The sequence below is a fragment of the Myxococcaceae bacterium JPH2 genome, assembly GCA_016458225.1.
In the GTDB taxonomy this organism is placed as follows: Bacteria; Myxococcota; Myxococcia; order Myxococcales; family Myxococcaceae; genus Citreicoccus.
The window spans coordinates 51,053-65,460 of record JAEMGR010000022.1 but is presented as its reverse complement, the minus strand read 5'-3'; the positions used below and the strand labels follow the sequence as shown (position 1 = coordinate 65,460).

The 14,408-nt window shown below is 65.1% G+C and carries 12 protein-coding genes; 10 read left to right on the top strand and 2 right to left on the bottom strand.

Translation table 11 applies throughout. The features are described 5' to 3' along the window. The first annotated feature begins 63 nt into the window (after window positions 1–63). The 6 genes from JGU66_27525 to vioE all read left to right on the top strand — a co-directional run bounded on the left by JGU66_27525 (window position 64) and on the right by vioE (window position 8,014). The gene (locus JGU66_27525) at window positions 64–666 is read left to right on the top strand and encodes a c-type cytochrome (protein MBJ6764538.1); all 603 of its coding nucleotides are present in this window, start codon (window positions 64–66) and stop codon (window positions 664–666) included. A gap of 28 nt (window positions 667–694) precedes the next feature. Next, window positions 695–1,120, top strand: a complete 426-nt coding sequence (locus JGU66_27520; protein MBJ6764537.1) for a hypothetical protein — start codon at window positions 695–697, stop codon at window positions 1,118–1,120. A 635-nt stretch (window positions 1,121–1,755) separates the two neighbouring features. Continuing rightward, the gene (locus JGU66_27515; GenBank protein MBJ6764536.1) at window positions 1,756–3,021 is read left to right on the top strand and encodes an FAD-dependent oxidoreductase; all 1,266 of its coding nucleotides are present in this window, start codon (window positions 1,756–1,758) and stop codon (window positions 3,019–3,021) included. 32 nt (window positions 3,022–3,053) lie between these two features. Beyond that, window positions 3,054–6,065: an iminophenyl-pyruvate dimer synthase VioB gene (vioB, locus tag JGU66_27510; GenBank protein ID MBJ6764535.1), complete on the top strand. Its 3,012-nt coding sequence runs from the start codon at window positions 3,054–3,056 to the stop codon at window positions 6,063–6,065. Then, on the top strand, window positions 6,066–7,355 hold the full coding sequence (locus tag JGU66_27505; GenBank protein ID MBJ6764534.1) for an FAD-dependent monooxygenase: 1,290 nt from the start codon (window positions 6,066–6,068) through the stop codon (window positions 7,353–7,355). Window positions 7,356–7,390: 35 nt separating this feature from the next. Beyond that, the gene (vioE, locus tag JGU66_27500; GenBank protein MBJ6764533.1) at window positions 7,391–8,014 is read left to right on the top strand and encodes a violacein biosynthesis enzyme VioE; all 624 of its coding nucleotides are present in this window, start codon (window positions 7,391–7,393) and stop codon (window positions 8,012–8,014) included. Here vioE and JGU66_27495 read toward each other — a convergent pair. Further along, window positions 7,953–8,708, bottom strand: a complete 756-nt coding sequence (locus JGU66_27495) for a helix-turn-helix transcriptional regulator (protein MBJ6764532.1) — start codon at window positions 8,706–8,708, stop codon at window positions 7,953–7,955. The two genes, vioE and JGU66_27495, sit on opposite strands and share 62 nt — an antisense overlap. 72 nt (window positions 8,709–8,780) lie before the next feature. Here JGU66_27495 and JGU66_27490 point away from each other — a divergent pair, with 72 nt between their 5' ends. Continuing rightward, window positions 8,781–10,658 carry a long-chain fatty acid--CoA ligase gene (locus JGU66_27490; GenBank protein MBJ6764531.1) on the top strand — a complete coding sequence of 626 codons (1,878 nt, stop codon included), beginning with the start codon at window positions 8,781–8,783 and terminating at the stop codon, window positions 10,656–10,658. A 67-nt stretch (window positions 10,659–10,725) separates the two neighbouring features. Here the strand turns inward: JGU66_27490 and JGU66_27485 are convergent, their stop codons facing one another. Beyond that, window positions 10,726–11,166 carry a YciI family protein gene (locus tag JGU66_27485; protein ID MBJ6764530.1) on the bottom strand — a complete coding sequence of 147 codons (441 nt, stop codon included), beginning with the start codon at window positions 11,164–11,166 and terminating at the stop codon, window positions 10,726–10,728. A 273-nt stretch (window positions 11,167–11,439) separates the two neighbouring features. Between JGU66_27485 and JGU66_27480 the strand changes: the two genes are divergently transcribed. The 3 genes from JGU66_27480 (at window position 11,440) to JGU66_27470 (ending at window position 14,377) form a co-directional block, all read left to right on the top strand. Beyond that, a complete protein-coding gene (locus tag JGU66_27480; protein MBJ6764529.1) occupies window positions 11,440–12,315 on the top strand; it encodes an alpha/beta hydrolase in 876 nt (291 codons plus the stop codon). 90 nt (window positions 12,316–12,405) lie between these two features. Further along, entirely contained in the window at window positions 12,406–13,431 is a 1,026-nt protein-coding gene (locus JGU66_27475) for an RNA polymerase sigma factor (GenBank protein MBJ6764528.1), read from the top strand. A 61-nt stretch (window positions 13,432–13,492) separates the two neighbouring features. Then, window positions 13,493–14,377, top strand: a complete 885-nt coding sequence (locus JGU66_27470) for an alpha/beta fold hydrolase (GenBank protein MBJ6764527.1) — start codon at window positions 13,493–13,495, stop codon at window positions 14,375–14,377. The last annotated feature ends 31 nt before the right edge of the window (window positions 14,378–14,408 follow it).

Sequence of the window (14,408 nt, the reverse complement as noted above, 5' to 3'; positions counted from 1 at the left end):
CCTTGAGAGGCAGCGCAGCGCGAAGCATCTGCCGCGTCATCGAACCGAAGAGGAGTATCCATCGTGAGCTTGCGCCGGAATGTGATGGGCGGCCTCGCTGTCCTGGGAGCCCTGGCACTCGTCCTGGGCTTGGGGGGCGGGGTGTATGGGATGGCCCTGGTGCGCCGTGGCTTCTCGGCCCGAGCGGAGCCCTCCGCGCTCGAAGCGACGGTGGCCCGCGCGGCGCGGGGCTTCAGCATCCCCGAGGAAGGACGGGCGCTGAAGAACCCGCTGGAGCCCCTCTCTGCGCAGGCGCGCTCCGAGGCTCGCGCGCATTGGGGAGACCACTGCGCCATCTGCCATGCGGCGAATGGCAGTGGACAGACCCCCATTGGACAGGGGCTCTACCCACGCGCGCCGGACATGCGCGACACGATGACGCAGGCGCTGAGCGACGGCGAGCTGTATTGGATCATCCAGAACGGCGTCCGGCTGACGGGCATGCCGGCCTGGGGCCAACCCCACGACGGGAATGGCAACCACGACAGCTGGGCCCTCGTCGGGCTCATCCGCAGATTGCGCGGCCTCAGCCCCGAGGAGCTGGGCGAAATCGAGGCCGGCATGCCTCAGTCGCAACATGAGCGCCAGGAGCAGCGACTCGAAGACCAGTTTCTCGAAGGACCGTAGTCCTCACGCACACACGGAGCGCAATGCCATGAAAACCCCCTCCATTCGGGCCCGCCTGACGGGCTTCACCCTGATGGCCCTCGCCCTGATGACTCCGGCCGCGGGCCTCGCCCACGGCAAGGACGGAGTCCACGTCATGGGCACGGTGAAGGAAGTGAAGCAGAACGCGCTCGTGCTGGAGACGAGCGACAAGAAGCAGCAAGAGGTGATGACGGACCCGAGCACGCGCTACGAGAAGAGCGGCGCGACGGCAACCGCCGCCGACCTCAAGGCTGGCGAGCGCGTCGTCGTGCACGGCATGAAGATGAGCAACGACCAGGTGCATGCGCAGCTGGTGAAGTTCGGCAAGCCCCCCGCCAAGGGCACTGGGGCGGACTCGGGTACCCCGGGGGAGTCCGAGCCCGCCGCGGCGCCGCACGCGCACGGCAGTGGCCACGAGCACGCAGGACATTGAGGTCCTCGCCCGTTCCACGCGTGTCCAGCAGCGATACAAAGCCCAGACCGGCGCACGGGCTGGGATTCGAGACTTGATGCAGGCGGTGGGCGTCCGCACCTGGCGACTCGGTGACGGGCGGGGCATACCGGCCCCGCCCGAATCACGAGAGGCGCCGGTGCACTGCCCCCGCGTCAGCTCCCGTTCGGCCGCCGCGGTCCGCGGAATGCGCTGGGGCCTGGACACCTTCTGACAGTTCGCAGCGACTCCTGTGGAGACGAGAGCATCTCGGTGCGACGCTGGCCCGATGCCACGTCGGGGTCTCTTTTGACAGGGTTCCACGTGCTTCGCCTGTGGCGAAACATTCCCGTGGGCATCTGAACCCTGTCCCTGAGCGAAAGAGGCCTCAGATGAGGCTGCACCTATCGACGCAGAGCCGCCGGCGCGGCAAAGCCGCGGGCGTCTCCTGAGACATCAGCCGACTCCTTCATGAAGCAAGCGGCGTGAGCCCGCCAACGCCGTGGCGTTCAACATCTGGCACACACGACACGCCTTCATTCAAATCCTCGTCAGCGGGCCTCCACGGGCCGAGCGGGGATCCGCGCAGAACGAAGAAGGTCCACCCCAGCGGGCCCTCTTCTGTTCAGGAATTTGCGATGCCTCATTCGGATATCTGCATTGTTGGCGCCGGAATCGGAGGATTGACCTGCGCAACCCAACTCGCAAATACCCCACCCAGCAACACTCTCCGCATCCGAGTGTTTGATTTGAATGCCCACGTGGGGGGCCGCATCCTGTCAAAGAGACTCGATAGCGGGGAAATCACCGAACTGGGCGCGGCTCGCTACTCGCCACAGCTCCATCCACGCATCCAGGCGCTCATGCACTCCTTTCAACATCCGCATGAGACCTACCCATTCACCCAGGCCCTCTATCAAGACAACACGCAAAGAAGACTGAGAACCACCCTCCTCGGGTTGCTCTCCATGGTGGGAGACCACCCCCATGACTCCTTCCTGGATTTCGTCAGCCACTATCAGGGAGAGGCCGAGGCGAAGAGAATCATCAAGGCCATGGGGTATGACGCCCTCCTCCTGCCAATGGTCTCCGCGTCCATGGCCTTCAGCATCATCAGGATGCATCCGGAAACCCAGGGGCTGATTGGCGATGCCTTCAATCAATGGCGATATGCAACGGATGGCTACGGCCAACTGCTGACGCGTCTTCAGCTCGAGGCACATGCGGGCCGGGTCGAGTTTCGGATGGGACACCGATTGCTCTCCGTTTCGCGAACGGGAGACGGCCACGCTCTCGCCTTCAGGCATCAGGGCACCACGCGACTCCATCGCGCGCGCCACCTCATCCTGGCCATTCCACCTTCCGCCATGACACAGCTCAACGTCGGCTTTCCCGCCCACTGGAGCCCTCACCGATATGGCTCCCTGCCCTTGTTCAAGGGATTTCTGACATTCAACAGCGCCTGGTGGAAGGACTGTCATGTGACCGACAAGGTCCTCATCGTCAACAATCCCCTCAGGAAGATATATTTCAAAGGCGAGAAGTACGTACAGTTCTACACCGACGGCGAGAACGCGAACTATTGGCGGAACTGCCTGGAGCAAGGTGAGGACATCTATTTGAGCAGGGTGCGCGCCTGCCTGGAGCAGGCGCTCCCCCTCGGAGGCAAACCCCTACCTCCCTTCAAGGACCATTTTCACAAGTACTGGCCACATGGGGTGGAGTTCTGTCTTGAATCCAAGGCCGAGCAGCCGGCCGCCCTCCTCCATCGCAATGGCGTCATTGCCTGCTCAGATGCCTACACGCCGCATGGCGGCTGGATGGAAGGTGGGCTGATCAGCGCACATCAGGCCATTCAGTTGCTGCAGGACCAGCTCACCCGCGCCTCCGAGAATCGACTGTAACAGCGCCCTCACGCCATTCCGGGTCGAACGCCATGAGCATCCTCCATTTCCCTCGGCTCTACTTTCGAGGTCTGGCTCGCGCCAATGTTCCAACCGCGAATCGGAATACACATGGCCAGCTCGACATCGCCACCAATACCGTCTTCATGGAGGGCGCTCCGTTTGATCTTCGCCGCCCGCCGTCTGAATTTCATGCGCATCTGAAACAACTGGCTCCCAGGTTCGACGCAGAGGGGAAGCCGGACTCCGGAGGGATCTTCAGCGAGGCCGCCGGATACAACTTCGGTGGCAACAATCATTTCTCCTGGGAGAACGTCCGGATCACGGGGGTCCAGCTCCGCGAAGGAGACATCGACACGGGCGACAGCCTGGTGGGGGCGCAACTGGCCCTCTGGGGGCACTACAACGAATACCTTCGCACGACGTTCAATCGCGCCAGGTGGGTGGACAACCATCCCAGCCGAGCCGACACCACCGTGATCTACGCCGGCCAACTGGCCTTGAGCGACCCGCACGCCACACCGCACACTCCGGCCCTGCTCACCGCGAGCATTCCGCGTGCCCACTCCGCGCGCTGGGTGGGGACAGGGCATGTCGTCGAGCGCAGCCACCATTTTCTCTCCGAAGAGTTCGCCCGCTCGCGGCTGTTTCAATTCTCCGTCTCGAAACAGGACACCCAGTTCCTACTCCCTCCTCACGACGCCCTCCCCCCCAGCCTGCGGACCGTGCGGCACGCGCTGGAAGACGAGGAGGTGCAGGGACTGACGGTCCAGTACGCCTTGTTCAACATGTCGACGCCGCGGGGGCCGGATTCCCCCGTCTTCTATGACCTGACGGGCATCCTGGGCCTCTGGTACCGGCACGAGCTGGAAACCCATCCGACAGGACGTCTCCTGTTGCCACACCAGCCTGGCTTGGGACCGGTCGTGGTGACGGTGCAGTCGGACCGGGTGTCGCTCAACATGCCGACCGCTGTTCCCTTCACCACCCGGAGCGCCCAGCCCGTCTCAGATAGACATCCCACGCATGGCCTGGGCGAAAAGTTGCCACTGGGGGACCTGTCACTGCGCAGCCAGTCCGGCGCGCTGATTGCCAGCATCCCGGAGAAGCTCTACCTCGACTATTGGCGCCATCATGGGGTCTTCGACGTGCCTCGGCTGGACTCCGCCGCCGGCTCTCTCCACCTGACAGGCGCACATGCCCAGTGGAAGGAAGCCGATTGGGTGGTGCAGTCGGACAGCAACCAGCTGTTTCTCGAGGCCCCTCATCCACAAAAGGGCCAGGTCTTCCCCGAGACCATCACCGTGCAATGCCGCTTTCGCGGGGAGCTGGCTTCACACGCCGCGCTTGTGGTGCAGGCTGAAGACCCCGACATCCTGGCCGCGCACCTGACGCCTTCGCCCCAACAGACGGGTTATGCGCAACTCACCCTCACGGGCCGACGTCCGGGAGCGACCCGCGTTGCGCTGAGAGCGGACCAAGACAGCCAGTTCATTGGCGTCAGGGTATTGCCCGATGACTGGAACCTGGATGAGGTCCCGACCGAGCAGGTGGACTATGCATTCTTGTATCAGCACGTCATGAGCTATTACGAGCTGATCTACCCCTTCATGTCGGACAAGGTGTTTAGCCTGGCGGATCGCTGCCGCTGCGAAACGTACTCCCGACTGATGTGGCAGATGTGCGATCCGCTCAACCGGGACAAGAGCTACTACATGCCGAGCACCCGGGAGCTCTCCCTCCCCAAGTCCAAGCTGTTCCTGAAGTATCTGACGAACATCGAAGGCGCCTCCAGGACGCTGCGTCCTGAGCCTCGCGGAGCGCAGCCGATCGGCAGCAAGGCACACCTGGTCGAGGAACTGAAACGAGCGATCGATCTCGAGCTGTCCCTGCTGTTTCAGTATCTGTACGCCGCCTACTCCCTGCCCAACTACCAACAGGGGCTCCAGCAGGTTCAGGCAGGCCGTTGGCAGCTGGCCGAGCTGGAGCTGGTCTGTGGTTCCGAGGACAGGCGGCTCAACAGTGGCATGCGCGGCACGCTGCTGGAGATCGCCCACGAAGAGATGATTCATTATCTGGTGATCAACAATGTGTTGACCGCCCTGGGCGAGCCCTTCCATGCGGGCCTTCCCATGGTGGGGACTCAGGCGAGGCTCCATTTTGGCCTGGATACGGAGCTCTCCTTCGAGCCCTTCTCCGCGCACGTGCTCGCCAAGTTCGTTCGCTTCGAATGGCCAGGGCATATCCCCGCACCTGGAAAGTCCATCGCGGACCTCTACGCCTCGATTCGCCAGGGGCTTCGTGAGTTGCCTGACCTGTTCGACCCCCGCCCCGGCAAGCGCGGCGGAGAGCACCACCTCTTCTTGAATGAGCTGACCAACCAACGATTCCCGGGATATCAGCTGGAGGTTTTCGACCGGGACAGCGCGCTCTTCTCCATTGATTATGTCACCGCGCAGGGCGAGGGAGTCGCGGTCGATTCACCCCATTACGAGTCCTCGCATTTCCAGCGACTGCGTCGCATGGCCTCCCGATTCAGCGCCCTGGAGAGGCCGTTCGAGCCGGCCGTGCCAGCGTTGAGGAATCCCACCCTGGAGCCCCGTGAGGAGGGTGTCCAGGTCACGCACGAGGGCGCCCGGGCGCTGATGTCCCTCTATCAAGGGTGTCATGAGTTGATGTTCTCACTGATGACGCACCACTTCGCGCAGAGGCCGCTGGGCAGCCTGCGCCGCTCTCGTCTGATGAATGCCTCCATCGACATCATGACGGGCCTGCTCCGCCCTTTGTCGATCGCCTTGATGAACACTCCGTCCGGCCTGCCTGGACGCAATGCCGGCCCCCCGGTTCCCGAACCAGCCCATGACCCGGTCAGCAGCGACTACGCCGTGGGATGCCAGATGCTGGCTCAGAAATGCCTGACGTTGGCGCGACGGGCCCACGACCTTGGCGCGGACCTCGTCGGCGTCGCCCCCATCGAAACCCTGGAGTTCTTCCATCGGCAACTGACCGACCTGGCCCAGGGGAAACTTTCAAGAGAGGCCTGAATGCACAAAGCCATCATTGTGGGCGGCGGACTGGCGGGGAGCCTGGCCGCCATCAATCTCGCGCGACGTGGGTACGACGTTCGTGTCGTCGAGAAGAGAAGAGACCCCCTGCAGAACACCGTCTCTGCTCTGGAGAAGAACAACTCGCGCGCCATCGGCGTGAGCATGAACGTCAGGGGAATCAAGGCCGTCCTGAAGGCTGGAATCGACCCACACGAACTCCAGCGGTGCGGCGAGCCCATCGCGGGCATGGCCTTCTCCGTGGGCGGCAAGTACAAGATTCGCGAGCTCACCCCGCGCGAGGGACTCTCCCCGCTGTCCCTGAATCGCCAGGCGTTTCAGAAGCTGCTGAACAAGCACGCCACCCGTCACGGCGTGAAGTACCACTTCGAGTGCAAATGCCTGAGCGTTGACCTGGAGAAGAAGTCCGTCGTCGTCCAAGAGAGCACGGGCGCGTTTTTGCACCTTCAAGGGGATTTGATCATCGGCGCGGATGGCGCGCACTCGGCGGTGCGCCAGTCCATGCAGAGCAGCCTGCGGCGCTTCGAGTTCAAGCAGACCTTCTTCCGCCACGGCTACAAGACGCTGGTCCTGTCCAATGCCGCGGACCTCGGCTTCCGAAAGGACTTGCTGTACTTCTTCGGCATGGACTCCAAGGGGCTCTTCGCCGGTCGCGCGGCGACCATTCCCGATGGCAGCATCAGCATCGCCATCTGCCTGCCGTACATGGGGGACCTGAGCCTGGCGACGCAAGATCGAGACACGATGCGCGCCTTCTTCAACCACTACTTCGGCGGCCTGCCGCCTCTCCGCCGACAGGAGATGCTGGAGCAGTTCATGACACTGCCCAGCAACGACCTCGTCAACGTCCGCTCCAGCACCTTTCATTATCGTGGGAACGCCTTGCTGATTGGCGACGCGGCGCACGCCACCGCGCCCTTCCTGGGCCAAGGCATGAACATGGCGCTGGAAGATGCCGATGCCTTCTCCACCCTGCTGGACAAGCACGACCATGACCTTGACGCCACGCTCCCGGAGTTCACCCGCCAGCGCAAAGCGCAGGCGGATGCCATGCAGGACATGTCCATCGCGAACTACGAGGTGCTGAGCAATCCCAGCGTCATCTTCTTCTTGCGAACCCAATACGCTCGCTACATGCACAAGAAGTTTCCCAGCCTCTATCCGCCGGACATGGCGGAGAAGCTGTATTTCGATTCGGTCCCCTACGACGAACTGCAACAGCTTCAGCAGAAGCAGAACGTCTGGTATCGGCTGGGAAGGATGAACTAGCCGAGAACCGTCACCTGGAGAGACAGGGCCCTGTCATGCGAACTCGTCCCCCTCCGCCGCTCCTGCCAGTTCAATGGAGCAGCGCATATGTCTCCTACTGGTCGCCCATGCTGCGAGACGACCAGATCACCTCCGGCTACTGCTGGTTCGACTACGCGCGCGATGTCTGCCGAATCGACGGTCTCTTCAATCCCTGGCCCGAAAAAGAGCTGGGGTACAAGCTCTGGATGTCGGAGGTCGGTGATGTCGCGCGTGGACAGAGCCTCAAGCGGAAGATGGCCTACTGGAAGAAGGCGGGCCCTCTCGGCGATTCCTTGAGCGAGGCCCTGCTACCGGATGAGCTGTCGTCGTTCCGTGAGTTGTTCCTGCCTCGCGCCGTGTTGATTGATGGGAATGCGCGCCATGCCGGGTGTGACTCGGTGCTGGGCCAACTGGCGGATGCCTGGACCGTCGACAGGCCGAACAAGGCCCCCTTGACCTTGTACCTCCAGGCCGGCACCCACCTGCTGCTCCGCATGGTTTCCGGAAACGACAGCCAGCACGTCTCCGTGCGTGACTTTCCCAACGCCTACAGCGGAGACATTCCCGAGAGTGTCTTCACGATGAGGAGCACCAGCGACGCGCCTCGGCGTCACGCGACTCGAAGACAGCACCCGTGAGGCCATGGGTGAAGACCTTCGAGGGGGACAAGCCGAACATCCCTCGAAACAGCCGCGAGAAATGGGCCGAGTCGTAGAAGCCCGCGGCGTGCGCGACCTCCGTCAGGCTTTGGCCGCGGAGTGCGAGCGCCGCGGCCAGTTGCATCCGGTGCCATGCTCGGAATGCGCCGATCGGAACGCCGAACTGCTCTCGGAATCGGTGCTCGACGAGTGACAGGGAGGCCCCCACCCGCTGCGCCAGCGTCACCGCATCCGCGGGCGCGTCGTCGGGGGTGGCGAGAAACTCGGCGACCCGCGCGATGCGGGTGTCGACCGCCAGCGGGCACGGCCCGAGCCCGAGCGCGTTCCGGAGGAGTTCGGTCCAGGGTTCGGGCCTTCGCGCGGCCAGGGCGGCCTCGACCGCTTCGCGCAACACGCCTGCGCCGATGCGACCGCTGATTCCCGCGCCAGGCTCCAGGAACAACACGGCGGCGCGGCCTCCCTGAAAGTCGAGCGCATGCCACTGCCAGCCCCGGACGAAAGCGGCCTCGTGCTGCTCGACGTGGCCATCGTCGTCCACGAGCGCGAACGCGTCATCGAGCCCCACGAGCACCGCGTTGGCGGCGAAGCGATGCCTGGGCAGCACATCGAAGCGGCCGACGTACAACGCCCTTCCGCCCCCCAGGAGCAAGTGGCTCTGCATGTGCAGAATCATACAAGCAGGGCGGTAGCTCCGCACTTAGCCTGATGCGTTGAACCCTGCCGCTCCCTGCCCCCATCCCTACCGATGACACCTCGTTCCCACAGCGGAGGCCTCGTGGCCCATGCACACCCGTCCCTCCCCCAGATGATTCTCGACCGGGCGCGCGCTTCGCCGCAGCGCGTCGCATTCCGGGTGCGCCGGGGCGATACCTATGTCGACGTCCCCTGGTCAGAGGCGTCTCCGCGCCTCGAAGCCATCTCGGCGGGGTTGTTGAGCGCCGGAGCGCTCGAGGATGGCGCGTGCATCTCCATCGTCGGCAACACCACGATGGAGTCGTGTCTCGTCGACTTCGCGGCCCTGTGCGCGGGCCTCAAGACGGTCCCCGTCTACGCGAGCCTGCTGCCGGAAGAAGTGGGCTACATGCACGTGGACACCGCGGCGCAGCTCATCGTCGTCGATGACGCAAGCCAGCTCGAGAAAGTGCGAGCCTTTCGACAGGGTTTCACGTTCCACGCGCGGCAGTACTCGTCAGGCGAACTCAAGGTCCGAGCCAAGGTGGTGGTCATCCACCCCGCCGGGCTTGCTCCCGCGGATGATTGGGAAAGCCTGGAGACACTCGAGGCCCGAGGTCGCTCCCAGCGTGCCGCCTTGGAGCAGGAGCTGCGTCGAAGGGTGTCCCTGCTTCGGCGCGAGCACGTCGCGACCTTCACGTACACGTCCGGAACGACGGGCGCACCGAAGGCGGTGATTCAAACCCATGACAACATGCTGGCGATGCTCGAAGACGTCGCCGAAGCGGGGCTCATGGATGACACCGTGATTGAGCACGGCCTGTTCCTCTTCCTCCCGGCCGCGCACTCCTTCGGGCGCATGGTGGAGTTCGCGGGTCCGTTCTTCGGCGCGCCGCTGGTCATGTCGTCGGTGCCCACGCTGGCGGCGGACCTCGTCGCCGGGCGCCCGGGCTTCTTCCCGGCGGCTCCGCGCGTCTTCGAGAAGATGATGGCGAAGGTAGCGAGCGCCATCGAGAACGAGCACGGGCCGCGCCGATGGCTGATGGACTGGGCCCTGGGCGTGGGCCGGCAGGTCGCGACTCGCAGGGCCGCGGGCAGCTCGGTGCCCATCTGGCTGGAGGCCCAGCGCGCCCTGGCGGACCGCCTCGTGCTGTCGAAGCTGCGCGCACGGCTGGGGTTGGACCATGCCTCGGTCCTGCTCTCGGGAGCCGCGGCGCTTCGCGTCGATGTCCAGATGTTCTTCCTCGCGCTGGGGCTGAACATCCTGGAGGCGTATGGACTGACGGAGACATGTCCGGGCTTGACGGTCAATCGCAAGGACAACGTCCATCCCGGGACCGTGGGGAGACCCTTCAAGCACTGCGAACTGAAGGTGGCCCCCGATGGGGAACTCCTGGCGCGCGGGCCCAATATCTCCCGAGGCTACTTGAATCGTCCGGAGGCCACGGCGGACGCCTTCGATGCGGACGGCTGGTTCCGCACCGGAGACCTGGGCTCCATCGACGCGGAGGGGTTCGTCCGGATTACCGGCCGGAAGAAGGAGCTGCTCAAGACGAGCGGCGGCAAATACATCGCGCCGCTGAAGATTGAGGCGCAGCTCAAGCAACACCCCATCGTCCAGGAGGCCGTCGTGATTGGCGAGGGTCGCAATTACTGCACGGCCCTGTTCGCGCTCGACACGGAGATCCTCGCCACGGTGGCGCGCCGCGAGGGGTTCCCCGCGGATCCCTCGCACCCACGAGTCACCACCGTCCTGGAGGGCCTGGTCGCGGAGACCAACGCGAGCCTCGCGTCCTTCGAGCGCATCAAGACGTTCCGTGTGTCTCCCGGACCGTTCACGGTGGATGGCGGCGAGCTGACGGCATCACTGAAGGTCAAGCGCCACGCGGTCGTGCAGAAGCACGCGGCGCTGATTGAATCGATGTACGGCGCCTCCGAAGCGGCGCACTGAGCGGCGCGGCGCGCCCCTCCAGCGACAGGAGGGGACGCGTTCCGCCACCGAGGCCGAGGGCTGGGCGCTACTTGGACTGCTGCTGGCGCTCCAGCTCCGCGCGCAGGCGCTCCTCCTGAGCGCGCAGCTCGGGGGTGAACTCCTTGCCGAAGTCCTCCGCCTCGAAGACCGGGCGAAGCTCCAGCATGCCCTCCTCTCCCGGCATCGGGTTCGGGCAGCGGCGCGCCCACTCCACCGCCTCCTCCATGGACCGCACCTGCCACATCCAGTAGCCGGCGATCAGCTCCTTCGTCTCGGAGAAGGGCCCATCGATGACCTTCGGCTTCTTCCCATCCGCGAAGGCCACCCGCTTGGCCCGGCTGCTGGGGTGCAGTCCTTCGCCGGCGAGCATGATGCCGGCCTTCACCAGCTCCTCGTTGTACTTGCCCATGGCCGCGAGCATCTCTTCCTTGGGCATGATGCCCTTCTCGGAGTTCGGGCTCGCCTTCACAATGACCATCACGCGCATGTTCGTCTCCTTGTTCGGAGGCAGGAGATTTCCTGCCCTTCCATCAGGCAACGAAGATTTGGGGAGCAGATCGACACGGTCCTGCGATTTTCTAAAACCCCCTGTGATTCCAGTGGGTTGGAGTGAACACTCCCGCCTCCGGGCGCCTCGCGAAAATGGGCCGGGCGTGCTGAACGACGGAGGTGTCGCGCCTCCGTCGCGCCATACGTCGTCGGCGCGAAGGACGCCTCTCCTTCGATGACGAACGGACGAAGGTCCAGGAAGGGAAACTCCATGTTCCGCACGCTTCTCGCCGTCGTGCTGTTGCTGCTCGTCGCTCCGGCCCCGGCCAGCGCCCAATCCAAACCCAAGGGCGCGCGCGTCAACGTGAACGGCATGCAGATGTACTACGAGGTCTCCGGCAAGGGTGACCCGCTGGTCGTCCTGCACGGCGCCTATATGAACATCCCGCAGATGGGCGCCATCATCTCCAAGCTCGCCAAGACACATCAGGTCTACGCGCTCGAGTTCCAGGGACATGGCCGCACCACGGACATCGACCGGCCCCTCACCTTTCCCAACCTGGCGGACGACGTGGCGGCCTTCATCAGCGCGGTGGGGCTTCAGCAGGCAGACGTGTTCGGATACTCGATGGGAGCCATCGCGGCGTTGCAGCTCGCCATTCGCCACCCGGAGAAGGTGAACAAGCTGGCCGTCGCGTCAGCCGCCTACGACATCGAGGGCACGCAGCCCGAGTTCAGGGCTTTCCTCTCGCAGATGAAGGTGGAGATGTTCCTGGAGATGCCCATCGCGAAGGAATATCGAAAGCTCGCGGCCAACCCGGAGGGCTTCCCGGAGCTGGTCCGAAAGATGATTGCCCTCGAGAGAGAGCCCATGGCGTGGGGCGAGCAAGTCAAGGCGATGAAGACCCCGGTGCTCATCATCACGGGCGACGCGGACATCTCGACCCTGGAGCACTCCGTGGCGATGCTCCGGCTCCTGGGGGGTGGTGGCGCGGGAGACATGGGCAAGCCCCTGCCTTCCTCGCGCCTCGCCGTGCTTCCGGCCACGTCGCACGCCGCCATCATCGCGCAGCCCGACCTGCTGCTTGCCTTCATCGAGCCCTTCCTGAAGGGCACCGCGCCGAAGGGGATGCTCGCGGAGCAGTAGCCGCGGGCGCCCCAGCGCAGCACGGCCCGAAAATCGTCCGTGTCTGACGCGAGGGCCGTATCCTTTCTCCGGCCCTCTGCGTCTCCCGACATGACCGACTCCACCCCGCCGCTGCCTCAGGCGATCGCCAGCTCCTGGCACCGCTTCCTGGACGTCTATGAGCCCTTGCGTCCCGAGCTGTACCGGTACTGCCGCCACCTCACGCGGACGCCGTGGGACGCGGAGGACCTGGTCCAGGACGCCATGGCGCGCGCGTTCGCCACCTTGGGGTGCATCATCGATTCGCCGCCCAACCCGCGCGCCTGGTTGTTCCGCGTCGCCTCGAACCTGTGGATCGATCAGCAGCGACGCAGGCGCGAGTCTCCGGGCGCCGTGTCCGAGTTCTCCGAGGCGCCGGAGCCACGCGCTCCCCGCGAGGCCATGGGGACATTGCTCTCCCAGCTGTCACCGCAGGAGCGCGCGGCCGTGGTGCTCAAGGACGCCTTCGACCTGAGCCTGGAGGAGACCGCGGAGGCCCTGTCCACCACGGTGGGCGCCATCAAGGCGGCGCTCCATCGCGGGCGCGGCAAGCTCGTCCAAGCGCCCGAGCCGAGCGAGGGCCCCCCGATGACGGCCCGTCGGCTCGATGCCTTCTGCGAGGCTTTCAATGCGCGAGACATCGACCGGCTCGCCGCCATGCTCCTGGAGACCGCCACCGTCGAGGTCGTCGGCGCCTCCACGGGATACGGCCGCGAGGTCGGCCGGCAACGCGTGCTCCCGGGCATGCTGTTCGGCAGCAAGCTGCTCGCGGAGCTCTCGGCCCTGTGCGGCGTCGAGCTGCGCTACCGGCACGGCGCCCACCCCACCCTCCCGCGCGGCGAGGTCCGCCTCCATCGCGGCGAGCCCATCCTGCTCTCCTGGTACGCCCACGACGACGGCGAGGCGGTGCGCGCCGTCACGCGCCTCGTGTTCGACGAGAGCGGGCTCGTGTCACACCTGCGCAACTACTTCTACACCCCGGAGATCCTCACCGAGGTGTGCCGCGAGCTGGACGTGCCGTTCCGCATCAATGGCTACTTCAGCATGAAGTCCTGCGGGCCCACCGCACGCTGCGAGCTGCCGGACGAGGTGACGTGACGGGGCGATGAAAAAGCGCGAGGCCCCGTATCCTTCACGCGGCCTCGCCCGTTTCTCGGGCATGAAACCGAACCTCGCGGCACCGCTGTTCTCCGCCCTCCTCCTCGCCCTGGTGACGACGGGCTGCGCCTCCGCCGAAGGACACGTCCGCACGTCCCCCGGGGCCTATGCGCAGGTCCATGGGCTCAACATGTACTACGAGGTCCATGGCCCCGCGTCCGGCCGGCCGTTGGTGCTCCTGCACGGCGGCGGCTCGACCATCGACACGTCCTTTGGACGGCTGATTCCCATGCTGGCCCAGGACCATCGGATCATCGCCGTCGAGCAGCAAGCCCACGGCCACACGGCGGACGTGGACCGCCCGCTGTCGTTCGAGCAGATGGCCGACGACACGGCGGCCCTGCTCCAGCAGCTCCACGTCCAGGACGCGGACATCCTGGGCTTCAGCACGGGCGGGGTCATCGCCATGCAGCTCGCGCTGCGACACCGTCCGTTGGTGCACTCGCTCATCCTCGCGTCGACGTTCTTCAAGCATGACGGGTGCTATTCGTACATGTGGGAAGGCTTCCCGACCGCCACCGTCGACGTCATGCCCCAGGCCCTGCGCGACGCGTACCTCCGTGTCTCGCCCCAGGGCGAGGCGGGACTCCTGTCGCAGTTCCACAAGACGGTCGCGATGATGATGTCGTTCAAGGACCTGGATGAGGGCGCGCTCCGGGCCATCTCCGCCCCCGTCCTGGTGCTCTCGGCGGACGGGGACGTGATTCGCCCCGAGCACGCCGTCGAGATGCTGCGTGTCTTCCCCCATGCCCAGCTCGCGCTCTTCCCGGGCGCGATCCACGGCGGGTACATGAGGGCGGCCGAGAGCGGGGACAACAAGGCCGGGAGCCGCGTGCCCGAGCTGACCGCGGCCATGATCCACGAGTTCCTGAACGAGGCGAAGTAGACGTCTCGCCTCGTGCTTCGAGCGGGCCTGC

What these genes read in the sequence shown, in the direction of transcription:
- JGU66_27520 (MBJ6764537.1), top strand. Translation starts at nt 695, where the DNA reads ATGAAAACCCCCTCCATTCGGGCCCGCCTGACGGGCTTCACCCTGATG.
- JGU66_27515 (MBJ6764536.1), top strand. Translation starts at nt 1,756, where the DNA reads ATGCCTCATTCGGATATCTGCATTGTTGGCGCCGGAATCGGAGGATTG.
- vioB (MBJ6764535.1), top strand. Translation starts at nt 3,054, where the DNA reads ATGAGCATCCTCCATTTCCCTCGGCTCTACTTTCGAGGTCTGGCTCGC.
- JGU66_27505 (MBJ6764534.1), top strand. Translation starts at nt 6,066, where the DNA reads ATGCACAAAGCCATCATTGTGGGCGGCGGACTGGCGGGGAGCCTGGCC.
- vioE (MBJ6764533.1), top strand. Translation starts at nt 7,391, where the DNA reads ATGCGAACTCGTCCCCCTCCGCCGCTCCTGCCAGTTCAATGGAGCAGC.
- JGU66_27495 (MBJ6764532.1), bottom strand. Translation starts at nt 8,708, where the DNA reads ATGATTCTGCACATGCAGAGCCACTTGCTCCTGGGGGGCGGAAGGGCG.
- JGU66_27490 (MBJ6764531.1), top strand. Translation starts at nt 8,781, where the DNA reads ATGACACCTCGTTCCCACAGCGGAGGCCTCGTGGCCCATGCACACCCG.
- JGU66_27485 (MBJ6764530.1), bottom strand. Translation starts at nt 11,166, where the DNA reads ATGCGCGTGATGGTCATTGTGAAGGCGAGCCCGAACTCCGAGAAGGGC.
- JGU66_27480 (MBJ6764529.1), top strand. Translation starts at nt 11,440, where the DNA reads ATGTTCCGCACGCTTCTCGCCGTCGTGCTGTTGCTGCTCGTCGCTCCG.
- JGU66_27475 (MBJ6764528.1), top strand. Translation starts at nt 12,406, where the DNA reads ATGACCGACTCCACCCCGCCGCTGCCTCAGGCGATCGCCAGCTCCTGG.
- JGU66_27470 (MBJ6764527.1), top strand. Translation starts at nt 13,493, where the DNA reads ATGAAACCGAACCTCGCGGCACCGCTGTTCTCCGCCCTCCTCCTCGCC.